Origin of the sequence: Uliginosibacterium sp. sgz301328, assembly GCF_041807905.1 — a bacterium.
In the GTDB taxonomy this organism is placed as follows: Bacteria; Pseudomonadota; Gammaproteobacteria; order Burkholderiales; family Rhodocyclaceae; genus JBGVSA01.
In genome coordinates this window covers 262,801-280,699 of record NZ_JBGVSA010000001.1, presented here as the reverse complement: position 1 = coordinate 280,699, position 17,899 = coordinate 262,801, and the positions used below count along the sequence as shown (strand labels likewise).

17 protein-coding genes are annotated in these 17,899 nt (G+C 62.5%); 8 read left to right on the top strand and 9 right to left on the bottom strand.

Annotation, left to right across the window (positions count from 1 at the left end; genetic code table 11):
* Positions 1 to 78 precede the first annotated feature (78 nt).
* Positions 79 to 1,731: a hypothetical protein gene (locus ACDA63_RS01245; RefSeq protein WP_373661335.1), complete on the top strand. Its 1,653-nt coding sequence runs from the start codon at positions 79 to 81 to the stop codon at positions 1,729 to 1,731.
* Positions 1,732 to 1,843: 112 nt separating this feature from the next.
* Here ACDA63_RS01245 and ACDA63_RS01240 read toward each other — a convergent pair whose 3' ends face one another.
* Positions 1,844 to 3,835, bottom strand: a complete 1,992-nt coding sequence (locus tag ACDA63_RS01240; RefSeq protein ID WP_373661334.1) for a glycosyl hydrolase family 28 protein — start codon at positions 3,833 to 3,835, stop codon at positions 1,844 to 1,846.
* Here ACDA63_RS01240 and ACDA63_RS01235 point away from each other — a divergent pair.
* On the top strand, positions 3,819 to 4,127 hold the full coding sequence (locus tag ACDA63_RS01235; protein WP_373661333.1) for a hypothetical protein: 309 nt from the start codon (positions 3,819 to 3,821) through the stop codon (positions 4,125 to 4,127). The genes ACDA63_RS01240 and ACDA63_RS01235 overlap by 17 nt on opposite strands.
* 166 nt (positions 4,128 to 4,293) lie before the next feature.
* Here the strand turns inward: ACDA63_RS01235 and ACDA63_RS01230 are convergent, their stop codons facing one another.
* The 5 genes from ACDA63_RS01230 to ACDA63_RS01210 all read right to left on the bottom strand — a co-directional run bounded on the left by ACDA63_RS01230 (position 4,294) and on the right by ACDA63_RS01210 (position 9,906).
* Positions 4,294 to 6,123 (bottom strand): glycosyl hydrolase family 28 protein, encoded by a 1,830-nt coding sequence (locus tag ACDA63_RS01230; protein WP_373661332.1) that lies wholly within the window; start codon positions 6,121 to 6,123, stop codon positions 4,294 to 4,296.
* A 122-nt stretch (positions 6,124 to 6,245) separates the two neighbouring features.
* A complete protein-coding gene (locus ACDA63_RS01225) occupies positions 6,246 to 6,956 on the bottom strand; it encodes a hypothetical protein (RefSeq protein ID WP_373661331.1) in 711 nt (236 codons plus the stop codon).
* A gap of 187 nt (positions 6,957 to 7,143) precedes the next feature.
* On the bottom strand, positions 7,144 to 7,653 hold the full coding sequence (locus ACDA63_RS01220; RefSeq protein WP_373661330.1) for a DUF1993 family protein: 510 nt from the start codon (positions 7,651 to 7,653) through the stop codon (positions 7,144 to 7,146).
* Positions 7,650 to 9,146: a diguanylate cyclase domain-containing protein gene (locus tag ACDA63_RS01215; protein WP_373661329.1), complete on the bottom strand. Its 1,497-nt coding sequence runs from the start codon at positions 9,144 to 9,146 to the stop codon at positions 7,650 to 7,652. The genes ACDA63_RS01220 and ACDA63_RS01215 overlap by 4 nt, the downstream gene beginning before the upstream one ends.
* Before the next feature lie 109 nt (positions 9,147 to 9,255).
* Positions 9,256 to 9,906, bottom strand: a complete 651-nt coding sequence (locus ACDA63_RS01210; RefSeq protein ID WP_373661328.1) for an RluA family pseudouridine synthase — start codon at positions 9,904 to 9,906, stop codon at positions 9,256 to 9,258.
* A gap of 94 nt (positions 9,907 to 10,000) precedes the next feature.
* On the opposite strand from ACDA63_RS01210, the gene ACDA63_RS01205 reads away from it, so the two are divergent.
* On the top strand, positions 10,001 to 10,963 hold the full coding sequence (locus ACDA63_RS01205; RefSeq protein WP_373661327.1) for a hypothetical protein: 963 nt from the start codon (positions 10,001 to 10,003) through the stop codon (positions 10,961 to 10,963).
* Between the two features lie 3 nt (positions 10,964 to 10,966).
* Here the strand turns inward: ACDA63_RS01205 and dinB are convergent, their stop codons facing one another.
* The 3 genes from dinB to ACDA63_RS01190 form a co-directional block, all read right to left on the bottom strand.
* The gene (dinB, locus tag ACDA63_RS01200; protein ID WP_373661326.1) at positions 10,967 to 12,112 is read right to left on the bottom strand and encodes a DNA polymerase IV; all 1,146 of its coding nucleotides are present in this window, start codon (positions 12,110 to 12,112) and stop codon (positions 10,967 to 10,969) included.
* 54 nt (positions 12,113 to 12,166) lie between these two features.
* Complete coding sequence (locus ACDA63_RS01195) at positions 12,167 to 14,038, bottom strand: glutamine--tRNA ligase/YqeY domain fusion protein (RefSeq protein ID WP_373661325.1); 1,872 nt, start codon at positions 14,036 to 14,038, stop codon at positions 12,167 to 12,169.
* Positions 14,039 to 14,117: 79 nt separating this feature from the next.
* Positions 14,118 to 14,594 (bottom strand): VOC family protein, encoded by a 477-nt coding sequence (locus tag ACDA63_RS01190; protein ID WP_373661324.1) that lies wholly within the window; start codon positions 14,592 to 14,594, stop codon positions 14,118 to 14,120.
* A gap of 106 nt (positions 14,595 to 14,700) precedes the next feature.
* Here ACDA63_RS01190 and ACDA63_RS01185 point away from each other — a divergent pair, with 106 nt between their 5' ends.
* The 5 genes from ACDA63_RS01185 to ACDA63_RS01165 all read left to right on the top strand — a co-directional run bounded on the left by ACDA63_RS01185 (position 14,701) and on the right by ACDA63_RS01165 (position 17,851).
* On the top strand, positions 14,701 to 15,483 hold the full coding sequence (locus tag ACDA63_RS01185) for a class I SAM-dependent methyltransferase (protein ID WP_373661323.1): 783 nt from the start codon (positions 14,701 to 14,703) through the stop codon (positions 15,481 to 15,483).
* Positions 15,480 to 15,866 (top strand): cupin domain-containing protein, encoded by a 387-nt coding sequence (locus ACDA63_RS01180; protein ID WP_373661322.1) that lies wholly within the window; start codon positions 15,480 to 15,482, stop codon positions 15,864 to 15,866. Before ACDA63_RS01185 ends, ACDA63_RS01180 begins: the two co-directional genes overlap by 4 nt.
* 90 nt (positions 15,867 to 15,956) lie before the next feature.
* On the top strand, positions 15,957 to 16,274 hold the full coding sequence (locus ACDA63_RS01175) for a DUF3135 domain-containing protein (RefSeq protein ID WP_373661321.1): 318 nt from the start codon (positions 15,957 to 15,959) through the stop codon (positions 16,272 to 16,274).
* 67 nt (positions 16,275 to 16,341) lie between these two features.
* Positions 16,342 to 17,244 carry a cysteine synthase CysM gene (gene cysM / locus ACDA63_RS01170; RefSeq protein ID WP_373661320.1) on the top strand — a complete coding sequence of 301 codons (903 nt, stop codon included), beginning with the start codon at positions 16,342 to 16,344 and terminating at the stop codon, positions 17,242 to 17,244.
* Positions 17,245 to 17,299: 55 nt separating this feature from the next.
* Positions 17,300 to 17,851 carry a hypothetical protein gene (locus ACDA63_RS01165; RefSeq protein ID WP_373661319.1) on the top strand — a complete coding sequence of 184 codons (552 nt, stop codon included), beginning with the start codon at positions 17,300 to 17,302 and terminating at the stop codon, positions 17,849 to 17,851.
* Positions 17,852 to 17,899: the final 48 nt, after the last annotated feature.

Here is a 17,899-nt window from a genome sequence, read left to right as displayed (position 1 = left end):
GCGTAGGAGACGCTGCGGGCATGTTGGCCAGGACTGATAGAATTCTCGTCTATCCCTATTGCCCCACTGTCGTTCGTCATGGCACAGCATCTGGACATCCTCATCGAGTACGCCGACAAAGTGCTCGACAGCTACCGCGATCCCTATCACGGCACACCGCTTTTCTTCGACGGATTCGATTCGTTCTCCGGTAAGCCCGTCACCTGGCGCAACGTGGACGGCTCCGATTGGGAGCCCTCCAACATCGCTTCGCAGCAGAATCTATTCCGCTTTCTCGTCGGGCTGTCGGCGCTGACAGGGGAGGCGCGCTATGCCGATGCCGCGCGCGCGGCGATCCGCTGGCACTTCGATAATGCCGATGAGAGCGGCCTGCTGCGTTGGGGCGGACATACCTTTCTCGACCTGAAAACGCTGCGCCCCGTCGGCCCCGAGAACAAGAACATGGTGCACGAGCTCAAGCACCACTATCCGTTCTACGAACTGATGCATGAGGTCGACCCGGTGGCGACGTCGCGTCTCGTAAAAGGCATGTGGAACAGCCACATTTTCGACTGGGATACGCTGGAGCTCTCACGCCACGGCGAGTTCGGCAAGCCACTGGGCGACGAGCGGGCATTCTGGGATCGTCCGCAGCATCGCGACCTGGAAATCCTGCGCGAAGCAAAAGGCCTGTCGTTCGTGAACATCGGCAATGACCTGATTTTTGCGGCCGGCATGCTCAGCAAGCTGGCTGGCGACACCAAGGCGCTCTCCTGGGCTGAGTTCCTGGCGTGGCAGTACGTCCGCTCGCGCTATCCGGCAACCGGCCTGGGCGCCTACCAGTTCAATCGTCCCACCAAGCGTGAGGAGCCGCCCACTGACGAGAACGATCCGCGCTTTACCTTCTCGTTCTTTGGCGACCGCGCGCAGCGTCAATTCGGTCCTGAGTACGGTCCCGTGGCGCAGGAGGCCTGGGTGCTGTTCAAGATGGACGACGAAGCGCTCAACGGCCCGGAGGGCATCTACGGCGATGCGTCGCTGGCCCAGCTCATCCTTGCGCGCGAATTGGGCGAAGGCGGGCGGCAATTGCGCGACTGGACAGTGGCCGGGCTCGAAGCCTGGGCACGCTACGCGTATCTGCCGGAGACGAACGAGATCAAGCCGATGTTTGCCGATGGCAAGGATCTGACCGGTCAGACGTTCGCCCGCAAGGGGTACTACGGGGAACGCGGACGCGTGTTTGAGCGCCGCCCGATCACGCCGATCGTCTTCCTCGCCTATGCCACCGGCTGGAGCACCTCACGCTCGGCAGCGCTCTGGCCGACAGTTGTCGCCATGGCGCGCAATTTCGGTCTTGGTCAGTGGGACGAGCAAGATCCACTTCGCCCGGATGTTGATCTGCACACGCACGCGGACAGCGCTGTACTGCTTTTTGCCGTGCTCGAAATCTATCGCGCAACCGGTGTGGAGGCTTATCTCGAACTGGCGCGCGCGGTGGGGCGCAGCTTGCGGGCCGCGCACTGGCATCGCGGTACTTTCGTGCCAAGCGCTGCGCATATCTTCACGCGGTTCGATGACGCAGATGCGCTGGCGCTGGCAGCACTGGCAGCGGCGGAGCAGGGGGCGCCGGAACGCGTGCCGGGCTTCCGCAGTGAGGGCGGCTACATTCACGGTGACGCGCTCATGCCGGACGGTTCGCTCAAGAACGTCAAGGACGTACTCGACATTTACCCGCGTACGCGAGCCGCGTGAGTCGATCGCAAGGCAAGAACAAGGCGCTCCAGGGAGCGCCTTTCTTTTTGTTCACCCATGCAAAAAAAGGGCGCCCCGCGGGGCGCCCGTTGATGATGCTCTGCGGCCTTGCTTACGGGCAGGCTGCGCCGATGTTGTTGTTCGGCGCCACGAAACTGAACAGACCCGAGGCCGGCGTGATCGATATGCCGCACGAGCCTGCCGAGTTGGTGGCGTCCTGCGTACCCGTCACGAGATTGGTCACCGACACGTTGTTGAAGGTGCTGTTCTTCAGATAGTACAGGCGCACCGGTTTCACGTTGTTGAACTTCACCGAATCAAAGCTGAAGGCTTCCTGATAGGCCGGAACACCGTTGTATTCCGTACCGGCCGACGATGCGCCGGTGATCTCGATGGGAGCACCCTTGCTGTTGCCGTCGCCCGTTGCGACGTTGACTTCATACGTCGTGCAGGCAGGCGTCTTGCAGCCGGAGCCGTCCACCGACACATTACGCACGACGATGTCGCGGAACTGCGCCGGAGTCGCGGCCGCGTTGGGCACGCCGCCCGGCGTCTGGGTATAGGACAGCGTCACGATGAAGGCATTCTGCTTGATGCTCTTCATGGCGTTGTCGCGGAAGACGATGTTCCGTCCGCCACCGCCCGTGGTCGGGGTGCTCTTCATGCGCAGACCCATGGTCGTCGTGTTCATGACATTGTCTTCGGCCTTGATCTTCTCGATCCACGCACCGGTGTTGCTGCCCAGTGCGACCGATCCATGACCTTCGCGCATGTAATTATTGAGAATCCACGTACCGCTCTGAATGGGTTGTGATGCGGCCGGGCTGCCGATGCCGGCGGCGAAGTTCACCACATCGTCGCCAGTATCGAAGAAGTTGTTCATGACGATGGTGTTGGAGCCGTTGGCAAACTCCAGACCGTCGCCATTGTTCGAGTCATAGGTACGGTGTTGGGCACCATTGACGGTGACGTTTTCCGTCTCGAGGAACATCAGCCCATGGAAGGCCGGGTTCGAGATGGTGAGCGTGCCGAAGTACAGGTTCTTCACGCCGCGGAAGGTCGCGATGCTCGACCGGCAGTTGCCGTAGATGTCGCTTGAAGCGATCGCCGAGGTGGTCGTATCCAGCGGGTCGATGAGCTGACCACTGCATGCGGCGTTTTGCGCGGCGGCGAGAATCCCGTCATTCGTTACGTTGGTCGAACTGCTGGCGATGAACTTGGTGGTGATCGTCTGGCCGCTCACTTCGTCCGTCGTCAGCGTGTTGGCGCCGTCGCCGCCGGTCGTGCGACCAGTGGTTTTCCAGCCGTTGCCATCGAGCGTGCCACTGCCGACCACGCGGATGTTGCTGAACGTGCCGGCACCCTTCGAGGCGGCACCCGTATCCGCTGCGTCGAGCACGTTGATGAGCGAAGGCGCGCGGCGGATCGCGTTATACGTGTAGAGCTTGTAGCCCTGGGTACGCGGATAGTCGCTGGCGAACTCCGAACCCTTGAGCGTGCCATCGACCTGCAGCGTCATGTTGCTCTTCAGGAACAGCGCCCCCGTCTTGAAGATGCCGGTCGGCACGGTCACCTTGCAGCCGTAGGCCGACGTCGACGCGGCCGAGCATTCATCGATGGCTTTCTGGATTGCCTTGGTGTTGGCCTGGATCGCCGCGGTGTCCGAGGTGTCGCCCGCGACCGCGCCGTAATCAACGATGCTCACGGCCTTGGCGGGCGCTGTCGCCGTGGTCTGGCGAACAACGTTGCTGTCGGCCGATTCCGTGCCGTCCTGGAAGACTGCGCGCACCGTGAAAGTGTGCGTCGTGCCCGCTTGCAGACCATCGACGGTGAAGTTGTGGATGCGCGCGCGGACGTGGAAGCCCGCCGTGTCGTTGGCGTAGAACTTATCGATGTAGGCCTTGGCAGGCGAATGCGTGGTGTTGTTCGTGTCTGCGCTGCCCAGCAGAGTGCCATCCATGTAGACGCGGTAGTCCACAACGTTGGCGTAGTTGTCCGGCTTGTCCCAGACGAGCACGACGCTCTTTTCGTCGTAGCCCAGCGCCGGCACGCAGAGGTTCTGCGGCACCGAGGCGCTGCCACCGCTGGTGATGCTGGCATTCACCGTGCAGGCGGCGCTGTCGGGTTGTCTGGATGAACTGCTGGAAGATGAACTTGAATTGGCGGAAGAGGAGACCGAGCTGGAGGACGAACTGCTGCTGGCGCTGCTCGATACCGAACTGCTACTGCTGGAAGAACTCGATGTATTGCCGTTGTCGTCCCCTCCGCATGCGGCCAACATGCTGGCCACCAGGGTGGACATGATGAGGGCCGGGCCCCCGGAAATCCTGCTGCTCATTTGCTTCTCCTCTGGTGTCTCTCATGTCGATCGCTTTTGCCTACTTGCCGACATGTGACCGGGAGCTTAGCGTAGAAAATCGGTAATTTGTCAGACGTTTGTGCCAATGCAAACTATCGATGTCTGACAAGTAATTTTGTTTCTGACAAATTTGTGCGAATGAAAAAGGCCGCTCCGGGGGAGCGGCCCTTGGCCCGGCGAAGCGGTAAAACCGCCGCCGAATGTCAATCCGCGGGTTGCGGCGAGACGCCTTCGAAAACGATCTCCTTACTGTCGCTGAATGCCCAAGGATTGCCCATCCCCTTGGCATCGATGAATTTCACATCGCGGAAGGTGGCCTTCTTCATCCCGTCGATCTTGGTGCCCGGCGTATTGGAGAAACGCACGTGCTCGAAGACGATGTTCTCGTGGTACGTGCCGCTCTTGTTGTCGGCCTTGGATTCGATGGCGTTGCCCGCTCCACCCTCGACCGAGACGTCGCGCACGACGATGTCGCGGAATTGCGCCGACTTATCGGACTTCGTGTAATCGAGCTTGGCGTTCGGATCGGTGTAGTCGAGCGTGAAGATGAATGCCTGCTTGGCGGTATTGCGCATCGCCGTGTCGCGGAAGATCACATTGCGTGCGCCACCGCCCATGAAGTTGGTGCTCTTCATGCGCAGGCCGATCTCGGTCTTGTTCGACACGTTGTCCTCGGCCAGCACATTTTGGATCCAGGCTCCCGTGTGGCTGCCGGCGACGATCATGCCGTGGCCTTCGCGGAAGTAATTGTTGAAGATCCACGCGTCTTCCTGAGGTTTCTGATGGATGGCGTCCGCTCCCGTGCCGGCAGCGAAGTTCACGCAGTCGTCGCCCGTGTCGAAGAAGTTGTTGAAGACGATCGCGCCGCGGCTGTTGGCGAATTCCACGCCGTCGCCGTTGTTGGCGTCATAGGTCTTGTTGGTGACGCCGGTCAGGACGACATTTTCCGTCTCCAGGTTCATGATCCCGTGATAAGCCGGGTTCACCACCGTGAAGCCGCCGTAGAACATGTTCTTGACATTGCGCACCGTAATGAGCGACGAACGCATCTGACCGTAGGCGTCCTTGACGTTGATGCCGCGCTCCACGGCCTTTTCGACCTGGTCCTTGGCGAGGATGCCGTCGTTCATGTACTTGGTGTTGTTGCTCGGCGTGAAGAAGGGCAACTTGTTGCCCATCTCGTCCGTGGTGTCGCCCTTGTTCTTCCAGCCGTTACCGTCGATGGTGCCCTTACCGACGATGCGGATGTTCTCGAAGGTCTGGTGCGACTTCGGGTCGCGCGGCAGCGCATTGATGAGCGAAGCCGGGCGGACCGTGGTGGAGTAGGGGTATTGGATGTACCCGGTCAGGGGATAGTCTTCGGCGCGTTCCGAGCCGCGCAGCGTGGCGCCTTCGGCGACCTCGAGCGTCATGTTGCTCTTCAGGTAGATCGCGCCGGTCTTGAATACCCCGGCCGGCACCAGCACCTTGCAGCCCGGCGTGCAGGCATCGATGGCTTTCTGGATGGCCTCGGTATTGATCGTCGTGCCGTCGCCCTTGGCGCCGAAATCCACGACGTTGAAGACCTTGGGTATAGCCGTGGTTTTTTGCACCACGGTGTTGCTGTCGGCCGACTCCTTGCCGTCCTTGTCGATCGCGCGGACGGCGAAGGTGTATTGCGTGTCCGGCGACAGCTTGGTGGCGGTGAAGTTGTGGATGGTGATGCGGTAATGGAACTTGGCCTTGTCGTCGGCGTAGAACTTGTTGATGTACGGTTTGGCGGGCGACGTAGCGTCGTTGTTGGCGCTGGCCGTTCCGGCGAGCTTGCCGTTGATATAGACGTTGTAGTCGACGATGTCGTCGTACTTCTCCGGTTTTTCCCAAACCAGGATGATGCTATTGTCATCCGCCGCCAGGGCCGGCACGCGGACATTGCGCGGCGCCTCCACCGCGAGCGCGGACAGGCTGAAGCCGGTCGCGAAAAGACCGATGAGCGAGCGGGTGAGTAGTGTGGTCATCTTGTTGTGAGCAGGGTGTTGCATTGCTAACGACATTGTCATTTCCTCCTTGTGCCATGTCGTCTTGAGACACCGGCCCGAAAGCCGGTCGTATACGATGTGCGCGAGAACGGTAACATGGCCGTGCACGGGGATATCCGCGTGCGCTCAATCGTTCGTCAGTGCAGATACCACCATGCCGCCGCGGCGAGGGCCAGGAGCAGCATCAACGGCAGCGCGAGCGATCGGCGTGCCTTGACAGGAGCCGGCTCGGCGTCGAGCCAACTGCGGTCGCGTTCTTCGATGGGTGCTGCCGGCGCGGCGACCGCTTCGGGCGCGGGAATGGCGGGCGGGACTGCCGCCTCGACCGCGGCTTCGAGCGCGGCCAATTGGGCGCCGGCCGGTGCGCTGACCAGAGAGGGCGAACCGGCTGGCGCCGGGCGGGCGGGCAGCGAGGGTGGGGTGAATGTCGACTCCACTGCCGCTTCTTCGCGGGTCGGGAATTGGGCCAGGTAGGCGTCCACCGCGGCCGTCGACGCGACAAGTGTCTTCTCCGGATCGAAGGATTCCTCACCGTTTGTGTCGATCGGTGCGGCCTTCGGGGTGGCCGGCTCAGGCGCCTGTGCCGGCGGCGCGGCAGCCGGTACGGGGGCAGGCAGCGTGTCCTCGACGGGGGAGGCATCCAGTCCGATACGGCGCAACTCCGCAGCATAGCGTTGCGCCAGGGCTGGATCGAGGTTGCGCTTGAGCGTGACGCGCCTCCCCGAGAACATCTGCGCGGCTTGCGCAGAAGTCAGATTCAGGCGCTCGGCCGTGCGCTGCTTGACGGTCTCGGCATCGAAGCCAGCCAGCAACTGGCCGGAAAAAACAATCCGGAACTGCTTGTCCATCTGTCCCCCCCGCTGCTTTGTCGTTGTGTCGCTCCCTCGCGTGCCGCGGGGCGCTTGTGCTTCTTGTCGTGGGCCGGCCCGCTGCTCGCGCGGGCCGGCTCGCTATCGTCGTTCAGCTTGCGAACGAGCTGTTATCGGCACGCACGCCACTGTACTGAACTGCGCTTTCGGGCGCGACGACTTTTGTTCAGTCCGACTTGCCAAGAAAATCCATTTTTCCCAATGCAACGCCGTTGTGACGACCAATGGCGTAAGCGGTGGTGGCGTGGAAGTAGAGATTCGGCAGCACGAAGCTGCGCAGGTATTCGATGCCCTTGAAGTGCAAGTCACCCCGGCGCATCTTGAGCACGATGTCGCGCTCTTCGGAGCCATCGATCTGAGCCGGAGCGAAGGATTCGAGATAGGCCACGGTCTTGCCGATGCGGGCAATCAGCTCTTCGAAGGAAGTCTCGTTGTCCTCGTAGCGCGGCGGCTCCCGGCCCGCCAGCCGCGCCGCGCCACCCTTGACCATGTCGGTGGCAATCTGGATCTGCGCCATCAGCGGCAGCATGTCGGGGTACAGGCGACTGTTCAGGAAGACGCTCTGATCGATGCTGCGTTCAGCCGCGTGGGCGGCGATCTTTTCCAGAACATGGGTGAGGTTGCGCAACGCGCGGATGGCGCTCGGGACGAGCGCTTCGTACATCGACATATTCATGCGGTTTCTCCTTTGCCAGGCGTGCCTTCGATGGCGCCTTCGGACACGCGTCGGTCGTTTTGCTGTTGCTGGTAGAAATTGCGCTTGGCAGCGTACATGGCTTCATCCGCACGCTGTATGGCCCGCGTCAGTTCTGCTGTGGCGTTGGCGGTGGCCGACCCGATGGCGAATGACAGGCGCGGGCCGGTATAGAACTGATTGTTCAGTTCCACCACGGCGAGTATGCGTTCGATGATCTGGCTGACTTGCTCGTCGTCCGCGCCCGGCAGCAGGATGGCGAACTCGTCGCCGCCAATGCGCGCCACGCAGGTTGGTTCGCTGACGGCCTTGCGCAGGGCTTCGCCGGCGCGGCGCAAGAGGTCGTCGCCGTAGGAGTGGCCGAGCGAATCGTTGGCGGCCTTGAGCCCGTTGAGGTCGGCCATGACGATGCTGACCGGAAAGCGCCCCTTGCGCGTCAGGCGCGCCAGTTCTTCGTCGTAGTAGGCGCGGTTCTTCAGTTTGGTGAGCGCATCGTGGCGCCCGAGGAACTCCAGGTAAGCCTCAGCCTTTTTGCGCGCGGTGATGTCGGTGAGCGAAACGAGTACCAGCTCCCAGCCTTCTTCATGACCGGGGAGCACCGAGAACTGCAGGTGCACGTGTACGGCCTGGCCGGTGAGCGAGTAATTCACCGTCTCGCGCTGTTGGTAAATCTTGCCTTGCCACAGGTCCAGGAGTTGCTCGGCAAAGTGTTCGCGCATCTCGTCGCGGAATATACGACCCAGGTTACCCAGGACTTCATCCTTGTTGCGTGCGCCAAACATCCGCATCGTCTGCTGGTTGATCTGCAGGACGCGGATTTCCTGCATGCAGCGCGTGATGAATTCCGGATGCACGTCGAGGAAGGTGCGGAAATCCTCGATTCCGGCGCGGCGGGCTTCTTCCAGCAACTGGCGGATGGTGGAGAAATCCTCCAGCCACAATGACACCGGGGAATGCTCGAACAAGCCCTGTGCGAACTGCTCGCTTTGAGCCAGCCGCCGTTCTGCCGCCACGCGCGTCGTGATGTCCTCCAGCGCGATGATGACCCGGCTCCAGTCATGCTCGTGCCCCGGCAGGATGCGCGCCCGGACCAGCACATCGATGCGCCGTCCGTCGATCGCATAATTGACCGTCTGGCACGAGAACGTCAGATTGCCGCGCCACAACTGCGCCATGTCTTCCGTGTGCTGGGCGTGCATGTCATCGCGGAAGATGCTGCCCAAGCTGTCGATCAGGTGAGGCAGGTCGCGAGCGCCGAACAATTCGAGCGTGCGCTCATTGACGTCCAGCACGCGGATGGCGGCAGCACAGGCAGCGACCGCTTCGGGGTGTTCGCGGAAATGGGCATCGATGTCTTCGATGCCTTCGCTGCGCCAGCTTTCAAACAGGCGCTTGATGCCACTGAAATCTTCCAGCCACAGGGAAATGGGCGCCAAGCGGAAATGGTCGTCCGTTCCGGTGCTGCTCAAGGTCATGCGGGACTCCGCTGTGCAGAAATTCTGCAATGTTACGATGCGCAGCGACCGGAAGGCGCTGTATTTGGGGAAAATTCCTACGCGGAACGAGGGTTTTGTCCTGATCCGATCAGAATGGTGCCGGGCTGGAAAACGCCAATTGCCGCCCATCGACAGGGTGCCGAAGCGCCAGCCTGCTGGCATGCAGAAGAAGCCTCGGCGCGCGCGCGGCCACGTTTCCGTAGAGATCGTCGCCAAGAATCGGATGGCCGATTGCCCACAAGTGCAGCCTTAACTGATGGGAACGGCCCGTGACAGGTTCCAGCAGCAGACGGCTGTGGTCGTCGCCGGCCTCGCCCGAGATGAGCTCGAAACGGGTCAGCGACGGCTTGCCGCGCTCGAAATCCACCATCTGGCGCGGGCGGTTGGGCCAGTCCGTAATCAGCGGCAGGTTGATTTCTCCGGCCGCTTCGGCTGGCACGCCGTCGACCACCGCGACGTAGCGCTTGTCGACGCGACGGGCCGCGAAGTCCATGCTCAGCGCGCGATGGTGCTCGGCACCCCGTGCAAATAGCATGAGACCGGACGTCGACATGTCGAGTCGATGTACGATGAGCGCGTCCATGAATTCCCCCTGCACGCGGCTGGCCATGCAATCATCCTTGCCGGGGCCGCGCCCCGGCACCGACAGCAGCCCGCTGGGCTTGTCGACGACGATGATGGCGTCATCGCAATAGATGATCGCCAATCCGGTGTGGGGAGGCGGAAAATACTCGGTCAAGATGGGTTGCACCCTGATGGGCGTGATTCAATGCGCGCTGATTGTAGGCTGGCTGTGCTAGTAATTAAACATGTGCCATGCGTTGAGGTGATGCATGAAGTTGCCGCAAGCGAGCAGAACATTCCAATGCGCTTTGGTCGTTTTTTCGTCGATGCTGGCGGCATCGGCCCATGCACAGGAGCGGGAATTCCGCCTCCGCGATGTCAATCTGCAAAAGCAGGCCAATTCGGTACTGGCGCTCATGGGCTACCAGGTCGTCCCGGACCTGACCACCAGTTCGCTGTCCATCAAGAACGCATCCACCGGCAATCCTGACATCGGCATGTCGCAGTTGTCCGGTGGCTTTACCTGGAGCCGCAGCACGCCGCTGTACATGGAGGGTGGCATTGCCGGTAGCCGCTACAGCCCGACCTTCCTGATGACCAACGGCGACGACTCGTCCCATGTCCCGGTCAAGTGGAACGGCCTGTCCGTCACGGCGGGAGTGGGCTGGGACTTTCCCACGCCGATCAAGGAGATGGTGTTCCGGCCGATTCTCAATGGCGCCTATGGCTACATGGCCAGCGACCTGAAGATTGCCGAATCGCTGGTCAATCGACTGGCGGGCACCGATCTGGATTTCATCAACGGCGGCCATCTGACGGCGGTTGGATACGGCGGCTCGGTCATGCTCGACTACGAGCACTACCGGCCCGAGCACGAAATCGACGTCGAACTGCGCTACACGCACATCCACCTGCAAAGCGTGGGCGGCTCGGAGGCCGTACAGGGCCACGCGACCGCGCAGACATTGGGCCTGTGGTCGCGCTGGCGGGCGCCAACAAGGATGTACATCATGCGGCGACCGGTGCGCTACGTGCTGGAATTCGCGGAGTCGGTATTCTTTGGAGACCAGCGCGATCTGCTCGGATTCAATTACCTCACCTCGTTCGGTGCGGGCATCGAATTCGATTCAGGCAGGTACGACTCCATCATCACCCGCACGCGCCTTGTCGGGCGCTACCTTATCGGGGAGAACGTGCAGGGTTTTTCCGTTGGATTGGCGGTGAGCTTCTGACGCTCAGTCGAAAGGCAGGCTGGCCTGCTCGCCGATCTCCTGCATGTCCGATGCTATGTGAAGCGCGCTCACGCGCACGCCGAGCAGCCGCAATCGCTTGTCCAGCCTGATGCGTTTGAGGCATTCGCCGGCGGCGCGGCGGATTTCGGCCGCATCTGCAGTGGGCACACCCAGGCTCAGGTCGCGCGTGACGGTCGAGAAGTCGTCGAAACGCAGTTTGATGCCGATGGTCCGGCCGACATAGCCCTTGCGGCGCAGGTCGTCAGCGACCCGCTCGCACAACCAGGTGAAGATCTCCGATAACTCGGCGCGATCGTTGCGCACGTGCAGATCGCGTTCGAAGGTCGTTTCGCGGCTGATCGACTTCGGCTCCGAATGAGTGACGACCGGTCGGTCGTCTTCGCCGCGCGACACCTGGGCCAGCCATTCGGCGTAGGTCCGGCCGAAATGCTCCTGCAGGAGTTCTGGTGCGGCCGCAGCGAGTTCGCCGACGGTATGGATGCCCAGCGAGGCGAGCTTCTGGTCGGCCTTGGGCCCGATGCCGTTGATCTTGCGAGCGGGCAGAGGCCAGATGCGCGTTGGCACGTCGGCCATGTCGAGGATCGTCAGTCCGTCGGGTTTTTCCAGATCCGAGCAGATCTTGGACAGCAGCTTGTTGGGCGTGACGCCGATCGAGCAGGACAGGCCCGTGGCTTCGCGCACGGCGGTCTTGATGCGTACCGCTATATCGCGCGTCTCGCCCGGAACGTCGGTCAGGTCGATGTAGATCTCATCGATGCCGCGGTCTTCGATCGCTGGTGCGATGGTGGCGACTGCGGCCTTGAAGAGGCGCGAATACTTGCGGTACTGGTCGAAGTCGGCAGGCAGCAGGATGGCATCTGGCGCCAGTTGCGCGGCCTTCATGATGCCCATGGCCGAGAACACGCCGAGCGCGCGCGCTTCGTAGGTCGAGGTGGTGATGACGCCACGCCCGGTGTAGTCACGCAGTCGGGCAAACTGTTTGACGCCTTGTTCGGCCTCTTCGACCGTCACGCGTCTTCCACCGATGACGACGGGTTGTCCGCGCAACGCCGGGTAACGGAGCAGTTCCACCGACGCGTAGAAGGCGTCCATGTCGAGGTGGGCGATACGGCGAGGAACTTGTGACATGGACGTTGGCGGGCGACACGCGTCCTGAATATGCGCGCCGCCCGGTGGACCGGATTACTTTTGCCAGGTGTCGCGCAACGTGACGGTACGATTGAACACCGGCTTGCCGGGCGCGTGGTCCTTGCGATCGGCGACAAAATAGCCGTGGCGTTCGAACTGGAACTTATCATCCGCCGCTGCCTGTGCGAGACCGGGTTCTACCCACGCCGTCACCACGCGCTTGGAATTGGGGTTCAGGTCGAGCAGGAAGTCATGCTCGCCCGCGCCCGGATGCGGCACGGTAAACAGGCGATCGTACAAACGCACTTCAGCAGCAACCCCCTCGGTCACCGACACCCAGGTGATGACGCCCTTGACCTTGACGCTGTCGGCGCCAGGCGTGCCGCTCTTGGTGTCGGGAACGATCTCGGCCAGGACTGCCGTGACCTTGCCGTCGGCATCTTTCTCGCAACCCGTGCAGCGGATGACGTAGCCGTATTTGAGCCGGGCCATGCTGCCGGCGATTTCCGCTCCATCGGCGCCGGCGCGCGGCGGCGAGAGGCGGTGGTAGCCCTTGGGCGGCACCTCGGCAAAGTCTTCGCGCTCGATCCAGACTTCCGGCGTCAGGTTGAACGTGCGTGTGCCCATTTCGGGGTGATGCGGATGGGCCGGGGCGGAACACGGTTCTGAAGGGTCGGCGCCGAAGAGCTCATTCCAGTTGGTGAGCTTCAGGCGCAGCGGATCGAGCACCACCATGGCGCGCGCAGCCTTGCCTTCGAGGTCGTCGCGCAGCGCGCCTTCGAGGATGCTGTAGTCGATCCAGCTATCGGACTTGGATACGCCCGTGCGCTCGCACATCAGCTGGAGTGCCTCCGGCGTGTAGCCACGGCGGCGCAGGCCCACGATGGTCGGCATGCGCGGATCATCCCAGCCGGTGACGTGTGCGTCGTCGACCAGCTGCTTGAGCTTGCGCTTGCTGGTCATGATGTAGGTGAGGTTCAAGCGCGAGAATTCGTACTGATGCGGCAGCGGACGTGCCAGCAGGCCGCCTTCGGCCAGGCGGGCGAGCAGCCAGTCGTAGAACGGGCGCTGATCTTCGAACTCCAGCGTGCAGATCGAATGCGTGATGCGTTCGAGCGCATCTTCGATCGGGTGCGCGAACGTGTACATCGGGTACACGCACCACTTGTCGCCCGCGCGATGGTGCTCGGCGTGACGGATGCGGTAGATGGCCGGATCGCGCAGGTTGATGTTGGGCGATGCCATGTCGATCTTGGCGCGCAAGACCAGGCTTCCGTCCGGATGCTTGCCGTCGCGCATTTCGGCGAACAGGCGCAGGCTTTCTTCGGCGGGACGGTTGCGCCACGGCGAATCCTTGCCCGCTTCGGTGAGTGTGCCGCGATTGGCGCGCATCTGCTCGGCGTTCTGTTCATCGACATAGGCCAGCCCGGCCGTGATCAGGTACTCGGCCGCGCGATACATGAAATCGAAGTAGTCGCTGGCGTGGAACAGGTGGCTCTTGCCGTTGGCGTTCCACGTGTAGCCGAGCCACTGCACCGCGTCGAGGATCGAATCAACGTACTCCTGCTCTTCTTTCTCGGGGTTGGTGTCGTCGAAGCGCATGTGACAGATGCCGCCGTAGTCGCGCGCAAGACCGAAGTTCAACCAGATCGACTTGGCGTGCCCGATGTGCAGGTAGCCGTTCGGTTCGGGCGGAAAGCGCGTGCGGATGGCAGCCACGTCCACAGGTGCGTTCGCCTGGCTGGCGGCATCGCCCGGCGTGCCGTCGAAATGGCGGCCGGCGTAGGTGCCGCGCTCGATATCGCCTTCGATGATGTTCTTCAGGAAATTGGTCGCCGGCGCGGGCGCGCTCTTGTCGTTCGGAGTATTCACTGGCTTGTCCTGCTGCGATGGGCGTCGCCCGTTGCCGGGCGCGAAAAGCAGCATTCTAGCCAAAGCCGGCCGGTGCGGGTTTGCCTCAGGTGCCGACGGCGCGCGGAAGGCGGGCCGTCGGAGGCCGGATGGCTTAGGGCTTTTTGGACATGGCCTCCCTGGCGCGTCGCTCCAGTTCGTCCGGCGCCACGTCCTCGACATGCGTGGCGACATGCCAGACGTGGCCGAACGGGTCGCGCAGCGTGCCCGTTCTGTCTCCGTAGAACTCGTTGCGCACCGGACGAAGCTCTTCGGCGCCGGCACCCAGCGCCCGCTTGAACACCGTGTCGACGTCGTCGACGTACATCATGATGTTCACGCCCGCGCCGCCAATGGTGGCAGGGCTGAGAAAGCCCATGTCCGGGCACTCGTCGGCCATCATCACGGGCGAATTGCCGACACGGAATTCGGCGTGTCCGATCTTGCCGTCCGGCCCTTTCATGCACATTGTTTCGACTGCCCCAAAGGCGCGCTTATAGAAATCGAGCGCCGCGGCGCCATTCTTGCAGCACAGATAAGGCGTGACGGCGGGGTAGCCATCGGGGATCGGTGCGATCTTGCTGTCAGCCATGACAGGCTCCTCGAAGGGGTTGAGTCTTTATCATGGCAGCTCCCGCAAAGCTTGCAGGAATGGCGTTTGCGATGTTTACTGGCGCTCCATCCATGGAGGCGCAGCGATGCACAACGACGCAGGGACGAAGGGCGAAGACAAGCCACGGGACCATTTTTCGGCGGTTGCCAAGGGCTATTTCGCTTTCCGTCCGCGCTATCCGGCGCAGATGTTCGATTTTCTCGCGCGGACGGCGCCTGGCCGTTCTTTTGCCTGGGATTGCGGTTGCGGCAGCGGACAGGCGACGACCGATCTGGCTGCGCGCTTCGATCGCGTACTGGGCAGTGACCTGGCGGCAGCCCAGATCGAAGCGGCGCCGAGAGCCGCCAACATCGAGTGGCGGGTGGCTGATGCGCCCGATAGCGGCCTGCCGGATGCCAGCGTCGATCTCATCACCGCGGCGCAGGCGCTGCATTGGTTCAATCTCGATGCCTTCTATGCCGAGGTGCGCCGCGTATTGGTGCCAGGCGGCATTCTTGCCGCCTGGAGCTACGGCATCGTGCAGGTTGCCGACGAGGTGATCGACGCGCCGGTACAGCATTTCCGGACCGTTACGGTCGGGCCGTTCTGGCCCGCCGAGCGCCGCCATGTCGAAAACGGTTACCGCGATCTGCCATTCCCGTTCGAAGAAATGGATGCGCCCGCTTTTGCAATGGAGGCCGAATGGGATCTGCCCCAGTTGCTCGGTTACGTTCGCAGTTGGTCGTCGGTGGGGCGCTACATCGCCCGGCATGGTGCCGACCCGGTGTCGCCGCTCGCCGATGAGTTGCTGGCGCTGTGGGGCGAGCCCTCCACTCGCCGCACGGTGCGCTGGCCGCTGACCTTGCGCATCGGTCGCGTGCCGGCGTGAGCACCGATGGACCACCCAAGCCCGCCGTCCTGCGCGGGCTGGCCGCACAGTCGTATTTCTTCGAAGAAGGTTGCTATGTCGCCGAGTGGTCGAACTCGTCTGTGGATGAGTCACTCTCTGTCGCACATATCCGCGTGCCGGCGGGCACGACAACGCAATGGCACCGGCTTGACGGAATCATCGAACGCTACGTGATCCTGAGCGGCGAAGGGCGCGTAGAAGTCGGCGCCGAACCAGCGACGCTTGTGAGCCGCGGCGATGTGGTTGTCATTCCGGCGGGCGAGCGCCAGAGAATTCACAACGTGGGTACCGACGAGCTGATATTCCTCGCGCTATGTACGCCGCGTTTTCGTCCGAGAGCCTACATTCCGCTGCCGGACTGATCTGGCAGGCACCTGCCCAGGCGGTGCGTTGTGCGGTGCAATTCACGCGAGTAGCATGCTTTGCACCCCATCCCCATGCAGGAGGCAATCGTGAAACGAGACTCCGCAGCAGAATTCGACTTTGATCATTGGGCCGATCTGGCTGCCAGTGATCCGCCAGGCTTTTTCGCCGAACGTCGCCGCGCCATCGAAGCGTTCATTGCCTCCGCACCGCCGCAACAGGCTGCCGCCTTGCGCGATCTGCAAGCCATCATCGATCAGACTCGGCTCGAGGCCGGCACACCCGCGCGGGCGGTGTCGCAATTGATGGACATGCTCAGCGATCAACTCGAAATCATGCGCCTGAATCTCATCCGCCTGCGGCAGGAGTCGCTGGAGATGGCTGAACGCTGGGAAGGCCGCGACTAGTCAGAATAGCGGGAGTATCATTGTCGGTTTGCGGCAGCAGCTATCGCCAGCGTCAAATAAGACCGATATGGAATTCCCCACCCTTGAAGACTACGTCGGCCGCACGCCCCTGGTGCGGCTCAAGCGCCTGCAGGGCGCGGCCGTCGATGCGCGCAACAACGTCATCCTGGCCAAGCTCGAAGGCAACAATCCCGCCGGCTCGGTCAAGGATCGTCCCGCGCTTTCGATGATCGTGCGCGCCGAAGCGCGCGGCGACATCAAGCCCGGCGACACATTGATCGAGGCCACCAGCGGCAATACCGGCATTGCGCTCGCCATGGCAGCAGCCATGCGCGGCTATCGCATGATCCTTGTGATGCCCGAGAACCAGAGCGTCGAACGCCGCCAGACAATGCGCGCTTTTGGCGCGGAGCTTGTGCTCACGCCGCGCCAGGGAGGCATGGAAATGGCGCGCGATGTTGCCGAAGCCATGCGCGATGATGGCAAAGGCATCATCCTCGACCAGTTCGCCAATCCCGATAATCCGCTCGCTCACTACGAAGGCACCGGGCCGGAGATCTGGGAGCAGACTGCCGGAACCATCACGCATTTCGTCAGCAGCATGGGCACGACCGGGACCATCATGGGTGTGTCGCGTTTCCTGAAAGAAAAGAACCCGGCGATCCAGATCATCGGTTGCCAGCCGGCCGAAGGTTCGCAGATTCCCGGCATCCGCAAATGGCCAACGGAATATCTGCCGAAGATCTTCGATGCGCGCCGTGTGGATCGAGAAGAGTCCGTCTCGCAGGCTGACGCCGAAGAGATGACCCGTCGGCTGGCGCGCGAGGAGGGCATCTTTGCCGGCATTTCGTCCGGTGGCGCGATGTGTGTGGCGCTGCGCCTGGCTGCCGAGCTGGAGAACGCAGTGATTGTCTCGGTGGTCTGCGACCGTGGGGACCGTTATCTGTCGACCGGCGTCTTCCCGGCCTGAGGCGCGTGATTTGAGTTCTCGGCCGAGTTCCTTCGTCGCCTTCGCACTACGGACGATGCCCGACATTGCCGGGCTGCGCCGCCTCTATGCCGTGCCGGCGCGCATGAGCGACGACGACGTCGCTGAATATGCGTGGCAAAAGCAGCGAGCCTTCACCGGCGGATCGGATACGCTCCCGCATCATCTGCACCTTGTGACGGCGATTGCGCGCGTGTGGCGAGACGACAGCGGGCTGCACGTCGTCGCGCAGAGGGCGGGCGACGGAATCGACGAAGCCGCTTTGCTGCGCGAGTTTTTCGACGCGCTCGACGCCAATGACAGTCTGGTATCGTGGCAGGGGAGCCGTTTTGGACTACCCGTACTGCGATGCCGGGCGGTGATTCATGGATTGTCCGCGCCTGTACTCGGACTTCGTGAGAATGGCGCACATGTTGACCTCGCAGCCGAGCTGTCGCCAGAAGACCTGCCGCTGAGTGAAATGGCCGCCCTGGCTGGGCCGCCTGCGCACACGTCCGAAGACCCGTGCGCGGTCGAAGCCGTACAGACGTATTTCCTGCACGAACGGCTGCGGGTGATGTGCGGAGAAGTTGCCCTGTCCAATCTTTGAGAGAGCAGGGGCGCCTTGGCGTCCCCGTTCTGTCAGTGAGCGGCGATT